17 protein-coding genes are annotated in these 19,099 nt (G+C 74.1%); 14 read left to right on the top strand and 3 right to left on the bottom strand.

Going from position 1 to position 19,099, the window contains the following annotated elements:
* The first annotated feature begins 58 nt into the window (after window positions 1-58).
* The 3 genes from CLT75_RS20985 (at window position 59) to CLT75_RS20975 (ending at window position 4,626) form a co-directional block, all read left to right on the top strand.
* A complete protein-coding gene (locus CLT75_RS20985; RefSeq protein ID WP_135242108.1) occupies window positions 59-1,432 on the top strand; it encodes an MFS transporter in 1,374 nt (457 codons plus the stop codon).
* A 32-nt stretch (window positions 1,433-1,464) separates the two neighbouring features.
* Entirely contained in the window at window positions 1,465-2,943 is a 1,479-nt protein-coding gene (locus CLT75_RS20980) for a pyridoxal phosphate-dependent decarboxylase family protein (RefSeq protein ID WP_135242107.1), read from the top strand.
* Between the two features lie 105 nt (window positions 2,944-3,048).
* Window positions 3,049-4,626, top strand: coding sequence for a D-glucuronyl C5-epimerase family protein (locus tag CLT75_RS20975; protein ID WP_135242106.1), 1,578 nt, complete (start codon window positions 3,049-3,051; stop codon window positions 4,624-4,626).
* A 52-nt stretch (window positions 4,627-4,678) separates the two neighbouring features.
* On the opposite strand, the gene CLT75_RS20970 is transcribed toward CLT75_RS20975, so the two are convergent.
* Complete coding sequence (locus CLT75_RS20970; RefSeq protein ID WP_135242105.1) at window positions 4,679-5,605, bottom strand: hypothetical protein; 927 nt, start codon at window positions 5,603-5,605, stop codon at window positions 4,679-4,681.
* A 177-nt stretch (window positions 5,606-5,782) separates the two neighbouring features.
* Between CLT75_RS20970 and CLT75_RS20965 the strand changes: the two genes are divergently transcribed.
* A complete protein-coding gene (locus CLT75_RS20965) occupies window positions 5,783-6,343 on the top strand; it encodes an NADH-quinone oxidoreductase subunit B (RefSeq protein WP_013288676.1) in 561 nt (186 codons plus the stop codon).
* 36 nt (window positions 6,344-6,379) lie between these two features.
* Entirely contained in the window at window positions 6,380-7,696 is a 1,317-nt protein-coding gene (locus CLT75_RS20960; protein WP_135242104.1) for a DUF2252 domain-containing protein, read from the top strand.
* 31 nt (window positions 7,697-7,727) lie between these two features.
* On the opposite strand, the gene CLT75_RS20955 is transcribed toward CLT75_RS20960, so the two are convergent.
* A complete protein-coding gene (locus tag CLT75_RS20955) occupies window positions 7,728-8,774 on the bottom strand; it encodes a glucose 1-dehydrogenase (RefSeq protein WP_209310361.1) in 1,047 nt (348 codons plus the stop codon).
* A gap of 103 nt (window positions 8,775-8,877) precedes the next feature.
* On the opposite strand from CLT75_RS20955, the gene CLT75_RS20950 reads away from it, so the two are divergent.
* Both CLT75_RS20950 and nuoH read left to right on the top strand, forming a co-directional pair.
* A complete protein-coding gene (locus CLT75_RS20950) occupies window positions 8,878-9,786 on the top strand; it encodes an NADH-quinone oxidoreductase subunit C (RefSeq protein WP_135242102.1) in 909 nt (302 codons plus the stop codon).
* Window positions 9,786-10,748, top strand: a complete 963-nt coding sequence (nuoH, locus tag CLT75_RS20945) for an NADH-quinone oxidoreductase subunit NuoH (protein WP_013288672.1) — start codon at window positions 9,786-9,788, stop codon at window positions 10,746-10,748. Before CLT75_RS20950 ends, nuoH begins: the two co-directional genes overlap by 1 nt.
* A gap of 177 nt (window positions 10,749-10,925) precedes the next feature.
* Here nuoH and CLT75_RS20940 read toward each other — a convergent pair whose 3' ends face one another.
* Complete coding sequence (locus CLT75_RS20940) at window positions 10,926-11,972, bottom strand: glutathione S-transferase family protein (RefSeq protein WP_486485234.1); 1,047 nt, start codon at window positions 11,970-11,972, stop codon at window positions 10,926-10,928.
* Window positions 11,973-12,067: 95 nt separating this feature from the next.
* Between CLT75_RS20940 and CLT75_RS20935 the strand changes: the two genes are divergently transcribed.
* From CLT75_RS20935 to CLT75_RS20905, 7 genes are all read left to right on the top strand, one after another.
* Window positions 12,068-12,490, top strand: a complete 423-nt coding sequence (locus CLT75_RS20935; RefSeq protein ID WP_135242100.1) for an ester cyclase — start codon at window positions 12,068-12,070, stop codon at window positions 12,488-12,490.
* Between the two features lie 73 nt (window positions 12,491-12,563).
* Window positions 12,564-13,154 (top strand): NuoI/complex I 23 kDa subunit family protein, encoded by a 591-nt coding sequence (locus CLT75_RS20930; RefSeq protein WP_013473729.1) that lies wholly within the window; start codon window positions 12,564-12,566, stop codon window positions 13,152-13,154.
* Window positions 13,151-13,699 carry an NADH-quinone oxidoreductase subunit J gene (locus tag CLT75_RS20925; protein ID WP_135242099.1) on the top strand — a complete coding sequence of 183 codons (549 nt, stop codon included), beginning with the start codon at window positions 13,151-13,153 and terminating at the stop codon, window positions 13,697-13,699. Before CLT75_RS20930 ends, CLT75_RS20925 begins: the two co-directional genes overlap by 4 nt.
* Window positions 13,696-14,076: an NADH-quinone oxidoreductase subunit NuoK gene (nuoK, locus tag CLT75_RS20920; protein WP_135242098.1), complete on the top strand. Its 381-nt coding sequence runs from the start codon at window positions 13,696-13,698 to the stop codon at window positions 14,074-14,076. Before CLT75_RS20925 ends, nuoK begins: the two co-directional genes overlap by 4 nt.
* The gene (locus CLT75_RS20915; protein ID WP_135242097.1) at window positions 14,073-15,998 is read left to right on the top strand and encodes an NADH-quinone oxidoreductase subunit L; all 1,926 of its coding nucleotides are present in this window, start codon (window positions 14,073-14,075) and stop codon (window positions 15,996-15,998) included. Before nuoK ends, CLT75_RS20915 begins: the two co-directional genes overlap by 4 nt.
* Window positions 15,995-17,500 carry an NADH-quinone oxidoreductase subunit M gene (locus tag CLT75_RS20910; protein WP_135242096.1) on the top strand — a complete coding sequence of 502 codons (1,506 nt, stop codon included), beginning with the start codon at window positions 15,995-15,997 and terminating at the stop codon, window positions 17,498-17,500. Before CLT75_RS20915 ends, CLT75_RS20910 begins: the two co-directional genes overlap by 4 nt.
* On the top strand, window positions 17,497-18,963 hold the full coding sequence (locus CLT75_RS20905) for a proton-conducting transporter transmembrane domain-containing protein (RefSeq protein ID WP_135242095.1): 1,467 nt from the start codon (window positions 17,497-17,499) through the stop codon (window positions 18,961-18,963). Before CLT75_RS20910 ends, CLT75_RS20905 begins: the two co-directional genes overlap by 4 nt.
* Window positions 18,964-19,099 lie beyond the last annotated feature (136 nt).

Here is a 19,099-nt window from a genome sequence, read left to right as displayed (position 1 = left end):
CGAGCAGCACCCGGGAGGGGATGTGACGCGGGCCATAACGTGAGTAGCATTCGGCTCCATGACAGCTTCGGGCCTGCCCCGCCGGGTGCACCTCGGGTACGCGCTGGGTTCCCTGGTCACCGGCGCGTTCGGCACCGTGCCCGGGCTGCTCCTGCTGCCGTACCTCACCGACACGCTCGGCGTCGCCGCCGGGCTGGCCGCGCTGCTGGTGCTGCTGCCGAAGGCGTGGGACGTGCTCGTCAACCCGGTCGCCGGGCGGATCTCCGACCGGACCCGCTCCCGCTGGGGCGCGCGCCGTCCGTATCTCCTCGGCGGCGGACTGGCGCTCGCCGTCCTGTTCGCCTCGATCTTCGCCGCGCCGTTCGCGAACGGTCCGGCCGCCGCCGCGTACGTGGCGCTGGCGTTCCTGGCGACGGCCACCGCGTTCGCGTTCTTCCAGGTGCCGTACGTGGCCATGCCGGCCGAGCTGACCGCCGACCCGGCGGAGCGTACCCGGTTGATGACCTGGCGGATCGCGGTGCTGGCGCTGGCCATCCTGGTCTCCGGCGCGGTGGCCCCGGCGGTGGTGAGCGCGGGCGGCGACGGTGTGCCCGGCCACCGGTGGATGGGCCTGTTCGTCGCCGTGCTGATCGTCGCCGGCACGGTCGGCGTGTTCCTGGGCACCCGGTCGGCGCCGACCGGGACCGTCGGGGAGAGCGAGCCGAGCCTGCGTGCGCAGCTCGCTGTCGCCACCGGCAACCGGCCGTTCCGGGTGCTGCTGATCTGCTTCGTGATCCAGTCCGCCGGGGTGGCCACCGTGCTGGCCGGGGTGAAGTACTTCGCCGACCAGGTGCTGCGCGAGCCGGACAGCGGCCCGACGCTGCTGTTCGCCTGCTTCGTCGCGCCCGCGCTGCTGGTCATGCCGCTGTGGTCCCGGGCGGGCGCCCGGCTGGGCAAGCGGGCCTCGCTGGTCGCCGCGTCGCTGATCTTCGCGGTGGGCGCGCTGGCCCTGGTCGCCGCGCCTGCTCTGCCCGCCGCCGCGGCCTACGCGGTGGTCGCGGTGATCGGCGTCGGGTACGCGGGCCAGCAGGTGTTCGCGCTGGCCATGCTGCCGGACTGCATCGCGTACGACACGGTGCGCACCGGGCGCCGGCAGGCCGGGGTGTTCACCGGGCTGTGGACCGCCGGGGAGACGTTCGGGCTGGCGCTGGGGCCGGGCATCTACGGGCTGGTGCTCCAGCTCTCCGGCTACGTCTCCTCGTCCACCGGTACCGCCGCCGTCCAGTCCGACACGGCACGTCTCGGCGTGCTGCTCGGCTTCACCGTGCTGCCCGCGCTGCTGGTGGCGATCCCGCTGGTGCTGCTGCGCGGCTACACCCTGACCCCGGCCCAGCTGGCCGCCGCGCCGGAGGCCGGGGCACCCGAGGGCGCCGCACCGGCCGCGCGGGCGTGAGCACCGGAACCGTCCACGAGAGGAACCACCCGATGACCGACACGGCAAGCGTGGGCGCGCTGCCCGCGCGGGGGATGCCCGCGGAAGACGTACTCGACGAGGTCCGCGCGCTGCGCGCCGCCGACCGCCCGACGCACGGCGGGCGGCTGTTCGCGTACGTCTACGACCCCGGCGTGGCCGGGCTGGACGCGCTGGCGCAGGCCGCGTACGCGGAGAGCGCGCACGTCAACGGCCTCGACCCGACCGCGTTCCCGTCGCTGCTGGCGATGGAGAACGCGCTCGTCGGCGCCGCCGCCCGGCTGCTCGGCGGCGGGCCCGGCACCGGCGCGCCGGATGTCGTCGGCAGCGTCACCAGCGGCGGCACCGAGTCGCTGCTGCTCGCCGTCAAGGCGGCCCGGGACGCCCGCCCCGACCTCGCCGAGCCGCGGATCGTGGCGCCGGCCACCGCGCACGCGGCGTTCGCCAAGGCGGCGCACTACCTGCGGGTCGCGCTCGACACCGTGCCCGTCGACCCGGTGACGCTGCGCCCGGACGTGGCGGCGGTGGCCGCCGCGATCCGCCCGGAGACCGTGCTGGTGGTGGCGTCCGCGCCGTCGTACGCGCACGGCGTGGTCGACCCGGTGACCGAGATCGCCGCCGTCGCGCAGGCCGCCGGGTTGCGCTGCCATGTGGACGCCTGCTTCGGCGGCTGGGCGCTGCCCTGGCTGCGCCGGCTCGGCGCGCCGGTGCCACCGTTCGACTTCGCCGTACCGGGGGTCACCTCGATCTCGGTGGACCTGCACAAGTACGCGTACGCGCCGAAGGGCGTCTCGGTGCTGCTGCACCGCGATCCGGCGCTGCGCGCGCCGCAGTTCTTCGCGTACGCGGACTGGCCCGGCTACACGATGGTCAACCCGGTGATCGCCTCGACCCGGTCCGGCGGGCCGATCGCCGCCGCGTACGCCACACTCCGCCACCTCGGCGAGGACGGCTACCTGCGGCTGGCCGCCGCCACCCGGGACGCGGTCGCCGGGCTGGCCGGCGCGGTACGGGCCACCGGCGGCCTGCGGCTGATGGCCGAACCGGAGACCACAGTGGTCTGCTTCACCAGTGACGATCCCGGGCTCGACCTGTTCGTGCTCGTCGACGAGCTGACCGCGCGTGGCTGGCACACCCAGCCCCAGCTCACGTACGCCGATCTGCCGGCCAGCGTCCACCTCACGGTGACCGCGGCGGTGGCGCCCCGGGTGGCCGAGTTCGGCCCGGCGCTGGCCGGGGCGGTCGCGGCGGCCCGCGCCGCCGGGCCGGTGGTGCTGCCGCCGGAGCTGCTGGCGCTGGCCGGCAGCCTCACGCCGGAGGCGCTCACCCCGGATCTGGTGGCCGGGCTGGCGGGCGGGCTCGGCCTGGCCGGCGGCGCCGGTGTGCCGGACCGGATGGCGATGGTGAACACGCTGCTCGACGCTGCCCCGGCGCGGCTGCGGGAACGGCTGCTCGCCGAGTTCGTCGGGCTGCTCCAGCGCCCGGCCTGGTGACGGGAAGCTCGTCCGTTCGGCGTAGAAGTCGGGCGTTTCGGCGCCCGGAACCCGTGCCCGTCCCTGCCTAGCATCAGGGCACATCGATGACACGGGGAGTGTTTCATGATCACCGCTAAGTCACCACCTGCCCGCCGGCTCGTCGCAGTGGTCGCGGCCGGCGCGATGGTCGGCCTGGCGCCGGCCGGTACCGCCCCGGCCGCGCCACCGGGCCCGGACCGCAGCGCCGACGTCTCCGTCGTGGACCCCGGGTGGGCGCCCGACCCGCTGACCGACGGCGTGCCGCAGCTGCCCTCGCGGGACGTGGCGAAGACCAAGGAACAGCAGCGGCGGGAGCGGGCGAGCGGCGCCACCGCCGCCGCCGCGTACGCCCGCGACGGGCACCTGCCGAAGCCGCTGCCGCTCGCCGCCCAGCCCACGAACAGCAACCCGGCGCCGCTCGTCGACAGGGGACTGCACGACGCGCAGGGCGTCCGCATGTTCAGCTTCGCCGGGAAGACCTGGAACCACCCGGTCGGCCAGGCGCAGTGGGGCCTGAGCAACCTGGCCGCCTACCGGACCAGCGGCGACAAGCGGTTCCTCGACCGGGCCGTCGCCAACGCCCAGCGCAACATCGACCGCCGGGTCGAGTCGCGGGGCGCCTGGTGGTACCCGTACGACTTCGACCTGAGCCGCTGCGCGGGCCGCCCGCTGCTGCGCGCCCCCTGGTACAGCGGGATGGCGCAGGGCGAGATGCTCAGCCTCTTCGTCGGCCTGGCCGAGATCACCGGCGCGGCGAAGTGGCGGACGGCGGCGGACAACACGTTCCTCAGCCTGACGCTGCCGGTCGCCGCCAACGCGCCCTGGGCGAGTTGGGTCGACCCCAACGGCTACCTGTGGCTGGAGGAGTACCCGGTGACCTTCGGCACCACCGGGGAACGGGTCCTCAACGGGCACACCTTCGCCCTCTACGGCGTGTACGACTACTGGCGGCTCACCGGCGACGAGCGGGCGGTGGCCGTATTCGACGGCGCGGCCAGCACCGTCCGGCGGTACCTGCCCACCCACTTCCGGGTCACCCGGTGGGCCAGCAAGTACTCGATGGGCTGCGCGCAGCCGCACGTGAAGTACCACCAGGTCCACACCGCGCAGAACCTCAAGCTCTACGAGATGACCACGTCGGCCGTCTTCGCCACGTACGCGTACCTGCTGCGCTCGGACTACCCGGCGCCCGCCGTCAACGGCGCCGTGTCGTTCGCCGCCGGCACCCACGTCGGCTACACCTTCTCCAGCACCGGGGCCGTCAAGAGCCAGAAGACGCTCAAGCTCGCCCGGGCCTCCGGCGCCCAGGCGAGCCAGCGGGTCCGCGTGTACGGGCGGGGCATCTACTACCAGATCGCCAACGGCGCGCTCGCCGGTTACCTCGTCCCCGAGGCGTACGGGCAGCGCGTGCTGCTCGGCAAGGCGGTCGAGCACCGCTACGAACCGGCCCGGACGCTCTCCTTCCAGCCGGGCACCTACACCGGGTACGCGTACGACGCGGCGGGCAACGTGACCGGCTCCAAGCGGCTCACGTTCCCGGCCGCCTCGGTAGCGCCGCTGGGCGCCACCGCCTGGGTGAACGGCCGGCTCAGCTACCAGGTCACCGCCGGGGCGTACGTCGGTTACTGGCTGCCCCACACCACCGGACTGGCGTTCACCTGAGATGGCATGTGCGGCCCGCCCGGACTCCGGGCGGGCCGCGGTGTGCGGTGGCTCAGTCGGTCGCGCGGACGCTGAACGTCGTGGTGTCGTCCGCCGGGTCGACATCCGCGACCGGCTCGCTCTCGTAGACGGCCTCCACGGTGAACGAGCCGCTGCCCAGCGCGCCGGCCGGGGTCCCGGCCGGAGCCCGGAGGACGACGTCGAACGTGCGCTCCTCGCCCGGCATGAACCGGCCGCCGGGGACGTCGAACCAGTCCGGGAAGCTGGGCAGGTCCTGCGGGTCGGTGGCCCACACCTCGACCCCGGCGGGCAGGCTCGCCCGCACGTCGAGCCGGAACGACGGGGCGTCGTTGCCGTAGCGCACTGTCACCGGCATCCGGCCCAGCAGGGCCCCGTCGGCCTGGCGGGTGAGCGTCACGTCGCCACCGCTGATGGTCAGGTCCGTCTCGGTGGCCTGCCGGTAGACGCGCGGGTTGCGGACGCTGCCCGAGATGGACCGGAACACGGTCCGGAACGAGTCCCGGTCCGACACCCGGGTGCCGCCGTCCGGCACCACCGCGACCGAGCCGCCCAGAGCGGTCATCGGGTAGGCGCGCGCTGTCGTCCAGACCTGGAAGTCGAGGCGGAGGGTCACGCTTCCGCCGGCCGCGACCCGGCCGCCGTAGCTCTCGACGACCCGGCGGTTCTGCTCCATCCCCACGGTGAACCAGGGCGAGCCGTTGTCGAGGCCGGTGAAGGAGCCACCGGCCGGCTCGGTGATGCGCAGGCCGGCGGTGGCGTCGGCCCGGCCCCGGTTGCTGATCGTCGTGGTCAGCGTCCCGACGTACCCCTTGTCGGTCGGCGTCAGCACCAGCGTCTCGGTGTCGACGGTCAGCCGCGCCGTGGTGCCGCCGGCCGCAGCGGCGGGCGCGGCCGGCGCGAACAGCGCCGCCGCCCCGGCGAGCAGCGCGGCGGCCACTCGTGTGGTCCGTGTGGTCATGACAGGTCCTCCGTGATCCCCGTGATGGGCGGCGGTGGTTCCGTCCGCCCGACAGTGGTGACACACGCCGGCACCGCTGATCGTTGCGCGGGTGCCCTGTCGGGGGTACGACACCGGAACGCGGCCGCGGACGCTGTGGTTGACTGGCACCTCGGGGTTCTGCGAGGGAGGCCAGAGATGCAGGTGCCGGCCGTGCTCGGCGAGCCGATCCGGTTCGTGCTGAACTGGGGCCGCCGCTACTCGCTCTGGGTGTTCAACTTCGGCCTGGCCTGCTGCGCCATCGAGTTCATCGCCACCAGCATGGGCCGGCACGACTTCATGCGCCTCGGCGTGATCCCGTTCGCCCACGGGCCCCGGCAGGCCGACCTCATGGTGGTCAGCGGCACCGTCACCGACAAGATGGCCCCGGCGGTCAAGCGGCTCTACGACCAGATGCCCGAGCCGAAGTACGTGATCTCGTTCGGCGCCTGCTCGAACTGCGGCGGCCCGTACTGGGACTCCTACTCGGTGACGAAGGGCGTCGACCAGCTCATCCCGGTCGACGTGTACGTGCCCGGCTGCCCGCCCCGGCCGGAGGCGCTGCTGCACGGCATCCTGCGTCTTCAGGAGAAGATCGCCGCCGAGCAGTCCGGCATCGGCGGCGTACCCCGGCCGGACGCGCTCACCTCACCGGCGGACGCCGTCGCGCGGCCGGTCGAGGCGCTCACCGCACCCCCGGTACGTCCGCCGGTCGGCTGAACCGCCGGGTGGCGGCGCGGGGCTAGCCTGCGGCTCATGACCGACCTCGCGGAGGAGCGCTCCGCATTCATCATCGACGTGCTGACCGAGGAGTTCGGCGCGTCCATGGCGATCGACCCGGCGGCGTTCCGCCGCAAGTTCCGCAAGATGGCGGCGTCACCGTTCGCCTTCTACCGGGGCAGCGCCGCGCTGTTCTACGCCGACCAGCGCGGCGACTTCGGCAGCGACCGGTTCCTCGACGGCCGGACCAGCCGGGTGTGGATCCACGGCGACCTGCACGCCGAGAACTTCGGCACCTACATGAACGCCTCCGGGCAGCTCGTGTTCAACGTCAACGACTTCGACGAGGCGTACGTCGGGCCGTTCACCTGGGACCTGAAGCGCCTGGCGGCGAGCGTGGCGCTGATCGGCTACGCCAAGGCGCTCTCCGACCGGGTGATCGGCGAGCTGGTGACCGGCTTCGCCCGGTCGTACCTGGCCGAACTGCGGGCCATCGCCGCGGGCGGGGACGACGCGATCGGCTCGATCACGCTCGACAACGCCGACGGCGTGCTGCGCCGGGTGCTCCAGCAGGCGCGGCTGAACACCCGGGTGGACCTGCTCGCCGCGCAGACCACCATCGACAACTACGAGCGCCGGTTCTCCCTCGGCGACGGCGTGCACGAGATCGACGACGCCACCCGGGAGAAGGTCTGCGCGGCGTTCGCCGACTACCTGCACACGCTGCCGGACTCGACCACCCGGATGCGCCCGGTGGCCGCCGGCATCAAGGACGTGGTGCTGCGTAAGGGCGTCGGCATCGGGTCGGCCGGGCTGCCGTCGTACAACCTGCTGCTGGAGGGGCACACCCAGGCGCTGGAGAACGACGTCGTCATCTACATGAAGCAGGCGCAGGTGCCGGCCGTGGCGCGGTACGTCGACGACGAGCGGGTCCGGTCGTACTTCCGGCACCAGGGGCACCGCACCGCCGAGTCGCAGCGCGCGTTGCAGGCGCACGCCGACCCGTGGCTGGGCTTCACCGAGCTGGACGGCGTCGGGCAGCTCGTCGCCGAGGTGTCCCCGTACGCGGCGGACCTGGACTGGGCCGACGTGAACGAGCCGGAGGAACTGGCGGGCGTGCTCGCCGACCTGGGCCGGGCGGTGGCCCGGATGCACTCGGTTGCCGACGACGAGTCCAGCCACGACCTGGTCGACTACTCCACCGAGGAGGCGATCGTCGCGGTCGTCGACGCCGACCCGGAGGCGTTCGTCGACTACCTGGTCGACTTCGGGCACCGGTACGGGATCCGGGCGCGCGAGGACCACCAGCTCTTCGTGGACCTGTTCCGCAACGGCCGGCTACCAGGCATCTGAGGGGCCGGGGCGCCGGGTCCGGCGCCCCGCCTCACTGCGTGAAGTCCAGCACCGCCTTGATGTCCTCACCGACCGAGGCGTACGCCTCGCGGTAGTTCGACAGCGGCACCCGGCGGGTGATCAGCGAGGTCAGCCACGACTGTTCGGCCTGGGCGAGCGCCTCGGCGGCCATCTCCCAGTGCCGCCGCCCGGCGTTCACCGAGCCGAACACCACGTTGTTCTCCAGCACCAGCTCCCGGTTGAGCGCCCCGGCGTCGAAGTTGATCGTCCGGCCGCCGCTGGAGACGCCGGTCAGGCAGACGATGCCGGTGGGCGCGGCCTTGCACATGGCGTCGAGCACCACAGTGGGCGCGCCGGTGCACTCGATCACCACGTCCGGCTTCACGTCCAGCTCGGGCACCGTCGTCGTGTGGTACGTCGCCCCCAGCGCCCGGACCAGCTCCGGCTTCGGCCCGGTGGTGTTGCGGTCCAGCACGTGCACCGACAGCCCACGCTGGCTACCCAGCAGCGCGGCCAGCAGCCCGATCGGCCCGGCGCCGGTGACCAGCACCGTCATCGGTTTCCACTCGGCCCGGCGGCCGATCCGCTCGATGTGGTCCCACGCCTTCGCCACCACGCTCGTCGGTTCCAGCAGCACGCCGACCGACGCGAGCGCAGGGTCCAGCCCGACGGCGAACTTGGGCTGCAACCGCCAGCGTTCCCTGGCGAAACCGGGCAACGCCTTGATGCCGTGCTCGGTGTACCGACCGTTGCGGCACATGTCCCACTCGTCCACCGCGCAGTTCGCGCACGGCACCGGGTCGGGGTGGCGGACCACGCCGGCGACCAGGTCCCCGGCCTGCAACGTGCCGGTCGGGTCCTCCAGCACGCGGCCCAGCGACTCGTGCCCGAGCACCAGCCGTTCCTGGCCGGGCGGCGCCTCGCCGTACTCGCCGGCCACGATCTCGTGGTCGGTGCCGCAGACACCCACCGCCAGCGCCTCGACCAGGATCGCGCCCTCCTCGGGCGGCGGCTCGGGCCAGTCCTCGGCGAGCCGCAGCGAATCCGGGACACCGGGGGTCACAGTCACAGCGCGCACGGACCTCATCTTTCCGCGCGCTGCCGCCGTCCGTCCGGCAAAGCGGCGATCCCGGCACGGACGGCCCGACCCGGTCGGCAGCCGTCCGCCATAGGATCAGCGCATGACTCCGGAAGAGGTCGGCCGCCGAGTGGTCGCGCTGCTCGCGCCCGTCGAGGCCACCGCGTCCGTGTCCGGCGGTCAGGGGTACGCCCGCGCCACCGTCGACGTACCCCCGGCGAGCTGGGCGGACGCGGTGCGCGCGGCACGCGACGACGCCGAGCTGGATCTCGACTTCCTGGACTGGCTGTCGGCGGTGGACGAGCTGGCCGACGGCTTCGACGTGGTGCTGCACCTCTGGTCGGTCCGGCACCGGCACGGACTGCTGCTGCGCACCCGGGTGCCCCGGGACACGCCTGTCGTCGCGTCGGTGGTCGACCTGTTCCCCGGCGCCGCGTGGCACGAGCGCGAGACGCACGAGATGTTCGGCATCGACTTCGCCGGCCACGGCGAGCTGCGTCCGCTGCTGCTACCGCCCGAGTTCGAGGGGCACCCGCTGCGCAAGGAGTTCGTCCTCGCCTCCCGGGTCGCCAAGCCGTGGCCCGGCGCGAAGGAGCCGGGCGAGTCGGAGGCGGGCGGCGGCCGCCGGCCGGTCCGGCCGCCGGGCGTGCCCGCGCCGGGTGAGTGGGGCACGACGCCCACGCCGGCGGGTGCGGCGGGCGCCGGTGAGGGCCCCCGAGGGGGTACGCCGGCGCGTCCGGCCCGGGAACGCCCGGCGCGGCCGGCTCCGGGTGAGCGCCCGGCGCGGCCTGCTGCCGCTGAGCGCCCGGCGCGGCCCGCTCCGGGTGAGCGCCCGGCGCGGCCGACTGCCGGGGAGGCCTCGGAGCGGCCTGCTGCCGGGGAGGCCGAGGCAGGGTCCGCTGGTGCTCCGGCGGCCGATGAGGCGGGTCCGCTCGGGCGGCCGTTGCCGGGGGAGCGACCGACCGGGCCGCCCCGCCAGGAGCCGGAGCCCGGCGCGGCGGGGGAGAGCTGATGCCGGACTGGTTGGAGCTGGTCCTGCGCGTGGCGGGGGTGCTCGTCGCGTTCCTCACGCTGCCGCTGATCGTGGGCCAGGCCGAGCACAAGGTGATGGCGCACATGCAGGGCCGGCTGGGCCCGATGTACGCGGGCGGCTTCCACGGCTGGGCGCAACTGGTAGCCGACGGCATCAAGTTCGTGCAGAAGGAGGACGTCACCCCGCGCGACGCGGACCGGCCGGTGTTCCGGCTGGCGCCCGCGGTGGCGCTGGTGCCGTACCTGCTGGTGCTGCTCGTCATCCCGCTCGGGCCGGGTGACCTGGTCGCCCAGCCGCTGGACATCGGCCTGTTCTTCGTGCTCGCCGTGGTGGGCGTCGGCGTGCTGGCCGTGCTCATGTCCGCGTGGGCGTCGGCGAACAAGTACAGCCTGCTCGGCGGGCTGCGCGGCGCGGCCCAGTTGCTCGGGTACGAGCTGCCGCTGGTGCTGGCCGCCGCCTCGGTGGCGATGGCGGCCGGCACGCTCAGCCTGCCCGGGATCGTGGAGGCGTGGCAGCCGTGGTGGCTGCTGTGGCAGGCGCCGGCCATGGTGATCTTCTTCGTGGCCGGGCTGGCGGAGATCCGCCGCCCGCCGTTCGACATGCCGGTGGCCGACTCCGAGCTGGTCTTCGGCTACATGACCGAGTACACCGGCCTGCGGTTCGCGTTCTTCCTGCTCGCCGAGTACGTGGGCATCGTGGTGATCGCGGCGCTGACCACTGTGCTGTTCCTCGGCGGCTGGCAGGGCCCGTTCGCCGACGCGCAGCTCGGCTGGCTGTGGACGCTGCTCAAGGTCTTCGCCGTCGCCTTCGTGATCATCTGGCTGCGGGTGAGCTACCCGAGGCTTCGCGAGGACCAGCTCCAGCGCCTCTGCTGGCTGGTCCTGGTCCCCCTGGCCCTGGCCCAGCTCGTCCTGACCGCCGCAGTCCGCCTGGCCCTGTAGCCCACCCGCCGTCCCTCCCTCCCCGTCCCCACCCGCCCCCTCTCCCCGGCGATCTTGCACTTTCTGCCCCGGCGAAAGGGGCAAAGCGTCCAGGTTCAGGACCCAAAGTGCAAGATCGCCGGGGCCGGGGCCGGGGCCGGGGCCGGGGCGGGGGCGGGGGCGGGGGCGGGGGCGGGGTCAGCGCAAGGGGGTGTGGGTCGGGTCTACCCGCTCGGACTCGGGTGGGGGCGGGGGTGGGGTGCCGTCGCCGAAGGGGCGGCCGCCCAACTCCTCGCGGCCGTGCGGGATCAGCCAGTTGCTCAGGTCGGGGCCGAGCGGCACGATGCCCGTCGGATTGATGTCCCGGTGGACCTCGTAGTAGTGCCGCTTGATGTGGTCGAAGTCGATCGTGTCGCCGAAGCCGGGCGTGGTGAACAGGTCCCGCGCGTACGCCCACAGCACCGGCATCTCGCTGAGCTTCTGCCTGTTGCACTTGAAGTGCCCGTGGTAGACCGGGTCGAAGCGGACGAGCGTGGTGAACAGCCGTACGTCCGCCTCGGTGATCGTGTCGCCGACCAGGTACCGCTGCCCGGCGAGCCGCTCGCTCAGCCAGTCCAGCCGGTCGAACAGCCTGTGGTACGCCTTGTCGTACGCCTCCTGGCTGCCGGCGAAGCCGCACCGGTAGACCCCGTTGTTGACGTCGGCGAACACGACCTGGTTGACCTCGTCGATTTCGGCGCGCAGCGGTTCCGGGTAGAGGTCCGGCGCGCCCGGCCGGTGGTGCGCCGTCCACTCGGTCGTGAGGTCCAGGCTCATCTGCGCGTAGTCGTTCGTCACCACCTGGCCGGTGGGCACGTCGACGAGCGCCGGCACGGTGATGCCGCGCTCGTAGCCGGGGAAGCGGGCGAAGTACGCATCGGCCAGACGCTCGATGCCCAGCACCGGGTCCTTGCCGTCCGGGTCGAGGTCGAACGTCCAGCTCCGCTTGTCGTGGGTCGGCCCGGCCACGGCCATCGAGATGGCGTCCTCCAGCCCGAGCAGGCGCCTGACGATGATCAGCCGGTTGGCCCAGGGGCAGGCCCGGCTGACCGCCAGCCGGTAGCGCCCCGGTTCCACCGGCCAGCCGTCCCGCTCGTCCGCGGTGATCCGGGTGGCGATGTAGCGCTGGTCCCGGGTGAACTCGCCACCCGGCTCCACGTACTTGCCGCCGGTCCGGTCCAGGACCTCGTCGTCGCTGCCGCCCACACCCACCTCCGAGTTCGCTTTCTCGTTCCCATCATGGTCGCTCCGGCGGCTCCCGGCAGGGCGAGTACCCCGGAGAGGGGCATAGGCTGCCCGCCGTGACCGATGTGGAGGCGGCAGCCCGGCGTTTCGTCGCCGACGTGTGGAACGCGGGGCGCGAGGAGAGCGCGTACGAGCTGGTGGCGGCGGACTGCCCGGGTCTGGGCGGCACCGGCCCGGCGGCGATGCTGGCGTGGCACCGGGACCGGCGGGCGTCGTTCCCCGACCTGCGCTACAAGATCGTCGACGTGGTGGCGACAGGTACGCGGGTGGCGGTGCGCTGGCGGGCCGCCGGCACCCAGGCCGGGCAGTTCGGCCCGGTGCCGGCGACCGGCCGCGTGGTCAGTTATTCGGGCGCGACGTTCCTGCGCTTCGACGACGACGGGCGGGTCGTGGACGTGTGGAGTGTCAACGAGCTGTTCCAGATGCTCCAGCAGCTCGGCGTGGAGATGCTTCCCCCGCTCACACCCGGCGAGGCGTGATCCGGCCGCCCGCGCGGGCCAAAGCGCCGGGTGGTGGTCGCGCGCGCCCGGGCCACAGGGCAGGATGGGCGGCATGAGCGAGCACGGTGGAGTGCCCGGCGGGGGCCTGGTGAAGGGCCTGGCGGTCACGTTGAAGACGATGACCCGCCGCTCGACCACCCAGCAGTACCCGGATGTCGAGCCTGAGCTGCCTCCCCGCTCCCGTGGCGTGATCGCGCTGCTGGAGGAGAACTGCACCGTCTGCATGCTCTGCGCGCGCGAGTGCCCGGACTGGTGCATCTACATCGACTCGCACAAGGAGGAGGTGGCGGTGCCCGGCGCCGCCCGCCCCCGCCAGCGCAACGTGCTCGACAAGTTCGACATCGACTTCTCGCTCTGCATGTACTGCGGCATCTGCGTCGAGGTCTGCCCGTTCGACGCGCTCTACTGGTCACCTGAGTTCGAGTACGCCGAGTACGACATCAAGAACCTGCTGCACGACAAGGACCACCTGGGCGAGTGGATGGCCACCGTGCCGCCGCCGCCGGCCCACGACCCGCTCGGCGACCCCTCCAAGGAGGAGACCACCGCCGCCCGGAAGGCGGCGGGTCCGTCGGCCCGTCCGGCTCCTTCCCGGGTACGCCCCGACGCCGCCACCGATCCGGGCGGAGGCACCGCCTCATGACCGGTGCGGACGTCCTGCTGCTGGCGCTGGGCGCGGTGGCGGTGGGCGCTGGTGCGCTGGTGGTCGCGACCCGTCACCTGGTCCGGGCCGGGCTGTGGCTGGTGGTCTGCCTGGGCGCGCTCGCGGGTGACTACCTGGTGCTGACCGCCGAGCTGGTGGCCTGGGTGCAGGTGCTCATCTACGTCGGCGCGGTGGTGGTGCTGCTGCTGTTCGCGGTGATGCTGACCCGCGCGCCGATCGGCCCGTCGGACGACCTGGACCGGCCGGGCTGGGCCGCCGCGCTCGTCGGCGCGGGCAGCGGCCTCGGCCTGGCGGTGCTGCTGATCGACGCGTTCCGCTGGTCCCGGGTGGACCTGCCCGCCGCCGGCACCGCCGAGCGCCTCGGGGAGCAGGTGTTCCGTTCGTGGGTGCTGCCGTTCGAGGTGCTGTCGGTGCTGCTGCTGGCCGCGCTGGTCGGCGCGATCGTGCTCTCCCGCCCCGACATCGGCCGCCGGTCCACCGACACCAGCGCCGCGCAACCAGCCGACGAGGGCGGGCGCCCGTGAGGCCGGTCATCCCGTACGTCACCGCCGCGCTGCTGTTCGGCCTCGGCGTGTACGGCGTGCTGCGCCGCCGCAACGCCGTCCTGGTGCTGATGGCGGTGGAGCTGATGCTGAACGCGGTGAACCTGGTGCTGGTCACCGCCGACACCACCGTCAAGGCCGTGCTGCCGCACTCCGGGCAGGTGTTCGCGCTGTTCGTGATCGTGCTGGCCGCTGCCGAGATCGGTGTCGGGCTCGCCATCGTGCTCCAGCTCTACCGGCTGCGCGCCAGCGTCACAGTCGACGACGTGCCGCTGGCCGAGCCGGCACCCGTGGTCGCGGCGGCCCCGGTCGGGCTGCCGACGCCGCAGGCGCCGGGCACGGAAGGAGCGGTCCGGTGAGCACGCCGACGCTGTGGCTCGCCGCGGTGCTGCCGGCGGCGCCGCTGGTCGCCGGGCTGCTCGGCCTGCTGCTGCCGCCCGCCCCGGGTCAGGACCGGGCGACGGCCCGGCGGTCGGCTGTCGCGCTGGGCGTGGCCGGGGCGGCGGTGTCGCTGCTGGCGGCGCTGGCGTTGCTGGTCCGCGTGGACGCCCCGGTCGAGGCGTCCACCACCTGGGTCGACCTGGGCGGGCTGCGGGTCACGCTGGGCCTGCGCCTGGACGGCGTCGCGGTGCTCGTCGCCACCGCCGTCTCCGCTGTGGCGCTCGCCGTGCAGGTCTACTCGATCGGCTACCTGCGCCGGGGCCCCCACGACGACGTGGACGTCGACCACCGCTACCCGCCGTACGCGGCGCAGTTGAGCCTCTTCACCGCCGCCATGCTCACGGTGGTGGTGTCCGGCGACCTGATCATGCTGCTGGTCGGCTGGGAGGTGATGGGCATCTGCTCGTACCTGCTCATCGCCCACGACCGGCGGCTGCCCGAGGCACCCGGCGCGGCGGTGAAGGCGTTCCTGGTCACCCGCGTGGGTGACGTCGGCTTCCTGCTCGGCATCGCGCTGCTGGGCGTGGGCGCGGGCAGCTTCCGGATCGCCGACGTGCTGGCCCACGACTACGGCACCGGCACGCTCACCGCGGCCTGCCTGCTGCTGCTCGCCGGGGTGGCCGGCAAGAGCGCCCAGTTCCCGCTGCACACCTGGCTGCCCGACGCGATGGCCGGTCCCACGCCGGTGTCCGCGCTGATCCACGCCGCCACGATGGTCGCCGCCGGGGTGTACGCGGTGGCCCGGCTGTTCCCGCTGTTCGAGCGCGCACCGGCCGCGCTCGCTGTGCTGGGCGTGATGGCCGCGATCACGATGCTGCTCGGCGCGTTCGCCGCGACCGCGCAGGACGACATCAAGCGCGTGCTCGCCTGGTCGACGGTGTCCCAGATCGGCTACATGACCGGCGCGCTGGCGGTCGGCGCACCCGCCGCCGCGCTGTTCCACCTGCTCACCCACGCCGCGTTCAAGGCGCTGCTGTTCCTCGCCGCCGGTGCGGTGATCCACGCCGTCGGCACCACGCTGATGTCCCGGATGGGCGGCCTGCGTACCGCCATGCCGGTGACGTTCTGGTGCATGGTGGTCGGCCTGGGCGCGCTCGCCGGCGTACCCCCGCTCTCGGGTTTCTGGAGCAAGGACGGCGTGCTCGCCGCCGCCGAGGCGGCCGCGCTCGACGGCGCCGGGCCGAGCGCGGCCTGGGTGGGCTGGCTGGTCTGGCTGGCCGGGCTGGTCGGCGTCGCGGTGACCGCCTGGTACGCGACCCGCCTCCTGCTGCGCACGTTCCTCGGCCGGACGCGTACGCCGCTGCTGCGTCCGCACGACCCGCCCGCGCTGCTGCGCCTGCCGGTGCTGCTGCTCGCGGTCCCGGCCGCGCTGCTCGGCCTGGCCGCGTTCGCGCCCTGGTTCGCCGACCGGCTGCGCGTGCCGGGCGACGACACCGCCGAGGCGGTCGAGTTGGTGCACCTCGCGCCGAACCTGATCCTGCCGTTCCTGCTGCTGCTGGTCGGCGCGGGCGTCGCCTGGGCGGGCTGGCGCCGCGACCCGGCCGCCGACCCGGCCCGCTTCCTGGGTCCGCTGCGGCCGGTGTTCGCCCGCGCGTTCCGGCTCGACGACGTCCAGCACACCCTCGTCGTACGCCCGGCGGGCGCGCTCGCGCGGGTCGTGCGTACCGGTGACGAACTCGGCGTGGACGGGCTGGTCGAGGGCAGCGGCCGGGCGGCGGTCGAGGTGGGCGGCGGCCTGGCCGCGCTGCACCGGGCGGCGCTGCCGCGCGCGGCGGCCGGCGTGCTGGCCGGCGCGCTGCTGATCGGCCTCGCGGTCGCGCTGATCGGAGTGACCTCATGACGTTCGGGCAGGTCCTGCTGGTCGCGGTGGTCGCGGTGCCGGCGCTCGGCGCGCTGGCCACCGCCCTCGTGCCGGGTGACCGGGCCGGCCGGGTGGTCGGCACCGTCGCCGCCGCGGTGACGCTGCTGGCGGCGCTGCCGCTGGTCGCCGGCGACCACGGCTGGTTCGGGTACGGGCCACGCCCGGCGGTGCAGCCGTGGCACCAGCTCGACCTGCAGTGGGTGCCCGGGCTCGACCTGCGCTTCCACCTCGGCGTGGACGGCATCTCCTGGCCGCTGGTGGTGCTGACCGCGCTGCTCACGCTGCTGTGCTGCGCGTACACGCTGTGGCGGGTGCCGTCCGGCGGCGGCAGCGGGCGGGCGCTCGTGGCGCTGCTGCTGGTGGTCGAGGTGGGCATCCTCGGCACGTTCCTCGCGCTCGACCTGGTGTTGTTCTTCCTGTTCTTCGAGGTCGTCCTGCTGCCGATGTACGCGGTGATCGCCGGCTGGGGCGGCGCGGACCGTCGTCGGGCGGCCCGCAAGTTCGCGCTCTACACGCTGTTCGGCTCGGTGCTGCTGCTGGTCGGCGTCTACGTGGTGGTGGCCGCCGCGGGCACCGCCGACCTGGTTGCGCTCACCGGCGGTGCCGGGCTGTCCCGGGGCACGCAGCTCGCCGCGTTCACGCTGCTGGCGCTCGCGTTTGCGGTGAAGAGCCCGCTCTGGCCGCTGCACTCGTGGCTGCCCGACGCGCACACCCAGGCGCCCACCGTCGGCAGCGTGATCCTCGCCGGGGTGCTGCTCAAGATGGGCACGTACGGGCTGATCCGGGTCGCCGTCGGGGTGGCCCCGGAGGGCGCCCGCTGGGCCGCGCCGGTGCTCGGCGTGCTCGCCGTCGCCGCGATCCTGGTCGGTGGCCTGGTCTGCCTGGCGCAGGACGACCTGAAGCGGCTGATCGCGTACTCCAGCGTCGGGCACATGGGCTTCGTGCTGCTCGGGGTCGCCACGCTCACCGCCACCGGGATCCAGGCCGCGCTGATCGGCAACATCGCCCACGGCGTCATCACCGGCCTGCTGTTCTTCCTGGCCGGGGCGGTCAAGGACCGCGCGCACACCGGCTCGCTGGCTGAGCTGTCCGGGCTGCGGGAGACCGCGCCCCGGCTGGCCGGGCTGCTCGGCTTCGCGGCTGTCGCCTCGCTGGGGCTGCCCGGTCTGGCCGGGTTCTGGGGTGAGGCGTTCGCCGTGGTCGCCGCCGTGCAGCGGGGCGGCCCGCTCTGGCTGACCCTCGCCGTGCTGGCCGCGCTGGGCGGGGCGCTCACCGCCGCGTACTTCCTGCGGCTGCTGCGCCGGGTCACCCACGGGCGGCCCAGCCCGGCGGTGGCGGGGCTCGCACCCGGGCTGGCCGGGGCGGAACTGACCGCCTGGGCGCCGCTGGTGCTGCTCGCGCTCGCGGTCGGCCTGGCCCCGGCGCTCGTGCTGTCGTACGCCTCCGGTCCGGTGGAGGCGCTGCTGGGGGTCGTCCCATGAGCCTGGTGCAGCCTGTCGACAACCTGGCGATGCTGCCTGCGTACCTGGCCGCCGGCACGGCCGTGCTGGTGCTCCTGTTCGACCTGCTGGTGGCCCGGCCCGCCGTCACGGTGGCGGTGGCGGCGCTCGGCGCGGCCGGCACCGCGGCCGGCGCGGCACTGGTCGGGGCGGCCGGTGAGCGGCGCACGTTCTGCGTGGGCGCGGACTGTTCCTGGGTGTGGGGTGGCCGGGCCGCGCTGGTCGGGGCCGTGATCGCGCTGCTCACGCTCGGCGTGCTGGCGCTGTCCGGCCCGCTGCTGCGTGCCGGGCGGACCCCGGTCGGCGAGTACTGCTTCCTGCTCGCCTGCGCGATGACGGGTGGCGTGGTGCTCGGCGCCGCCGGTGACCTGATCACGCTGATCGTGGCGCTGGAGACGCTGACGCTTCCGCTGTACGTGCTGGTCGGCCTGCGCCGGGGCAGCCTCGCCGGCGCCGAGGCGGCGGTGACGTTCTTCGTGGTCAGCGTGGTCGCCACCACAGTGACGCTGCTCGGCGCGGCGCTGCTCTACGCGGTCACCGGCACGCTGCACCTGGACCGGCTCGGCGCCACCCTGGCCGCCCGCGACGACCTGACCGATCTGCCGCTGACCACAGTCGCGGTGGCGCTCGTGGTGGCCGGGCTGGCGTTCAAGGTCGCCGCCGTGCCGTTCCACGCCTGGGCCCCCGCCACGTACGACGGCGCGCCGCTGCCGGTGGCCGCGTACCTGTCGACCGCCTCGAAGCTCGGTGGCGTGGTGGCGCTGCTGGCGGTGGTGCAGCGGGCGCTGCCGGGTGACCTGACCGGTCCGGTGCTGGCGGCGCTGGCGGTGCTGACCATGACCGTCGGCAACCTGGTGGCGCTGCGTCAGCGGCGTACCGTGCGGTTGCTCGCCTGGTCGTCGGTGGCCCAGGCGGGGTACATCCTGGCCCCGCTGGGCGCGCTGGCGCTGACCGCGGGCCGCACCGGCGACGCGCGGGCGGCCGCGTACGCCGCAGCAGTCGCGTACGCGATCTTCTTCGTGCTGCTGGAGCTGGCCGCGTTCGCCGCTGTGGTGGCGTTGCGCCCGGCGGACGGCGACGGCGGCACGCTCGCCGACCTGCACGGCGCGGCGCGGCGGCACCCCTGGGTGGGCGGCGCGTTCGCGCTGGCGCTGATCGGGCTGGCCGGGCTGCCGCCGGGCCTGGCCGGGCTGTTCGCCAAGGTGACAGTGGTACGCGCGCTGCTGGCCGGGCACGCGGGGTGGCTGGCGCTGGTGGTGGCGTTGAACGCGGTGATCGGCCTGGCGTACTACCTGCGGGTCACCGCCTCGCTCTACGCGACGCCGACCGGCGTGGCGACGGTCCGGCCCGCCCGGACCGTGGTGCTGGCGCTCGGCGTGGCCACGGTCGCCGCGGTAGTGATCGGTCTCGCACCGCAGCTCGTGCTGGACGTGGCGGCGCGCTGACCGGTTCCTGCCCGGATGGGCGACCGCTTCAGCCTGCGCACAGCAACATCCAGCCAACTTTCAGCCATGAGCCGGATGGTTGACGGGTACCGGTGTGTTGAACCGGTCAGCGGGCCTCCCGCAAGGGCCCGTGCAC

Source organism: Micromonospora sp. CNZ285 (genome assembly GCF_004637285.1).
The sequence above is the reverse complement of the archived record's forward strand: the minus strand, read 5'-3'. Positions and strand labels throughout refer to the sequence as shown.

Bases quoted from the DNA above. Each gene is read 5' to 3' on its own strand.
- nuoH (WP_013288672.1), top strand. From the start codon at position 9,786: ATGCCGGACTGGTTGGAGCTGGTCCTGCGCGTGGCGGGGGTGCTCGTC.
- CLT75_RS20975 (WP_135242106.1), top strand. From the start codon at position 3,049: ATGATCACCGCTAAGTCACCACCTGCCCGCCGGCTCGTCGCAGTGGTC.
- CLT75_RS20985 (WP_135242108.1), top strand. From the start codon at position 59: ATGACAGCTTCGGGCCTGCCCCGCCGGGTGCACCTCGGGTACGCGCTG.
- CLT75_RS20970 (WP_135242105.1), bottom strand. From the start codon at position 5,605: ATGACCACACGGACCACACGAGTGGCCGCCGCGCTGCTCGCCGGGGCG.
- CLT75_RS20980 (WP_135242107.1), top strand. From the start codon at position 1,465: ATGACCGACACGGCAAGCGTGGGCGCGCTGCCCGCGCGGGGGATGCCC.
- CLT75_RS20910 (WP_135242096.1), top strand. From the start codon at position 15,995: ATGACGTTCGGGCAGGTCCTGCTGGTCGCGGTGGTCGCGGTGCCGGCG.
- CLT75_RS20960 (WP_135242104.1), top strand. From the start codon at position 6,380: ATGACCGACCTCGCGGAGGAGCGCTCCGCATTCATCATCGACGTGCTG.
- CLT75_RS20965 (WP_013288676.1), top strand. From the start codon at position 5,783: ATGCAGGTGCCGGCCGTGCTCGGCGAGCCGATCCGGTTCGTGCTGAAC.
- CLT75_RS20930 (WP_013473729.1), top strand. From the start codon at position 12,564: ATGAGCGAGCACGGTGGAGTGCCCGGCGGGGGCCTGGTGAAGGGCCTG.
- CLT75_RS20950 (WP_135242102.1), top strand. From the start codon at position 8,878: ATGACTCCGGAAGAGGTCGGCCGCCGAGTGGTCGCGCTGCTCGCGCCC.
- CLT75_RS20905 (WP_135242095.1), top strand. From the start codon at position 17,497: ATGAGCCTGGTGCAGCCTGTCGACAACCTGGCGATGCTGCCTGCGTAC.
- CLT75_RS20925 (WP_135242099.1), top strand. From the start codon at position 13,151: ATGACCGGTGCGGACGTCCTGCTGCTGGCGCTGGGCGCGGTGGCGGTG.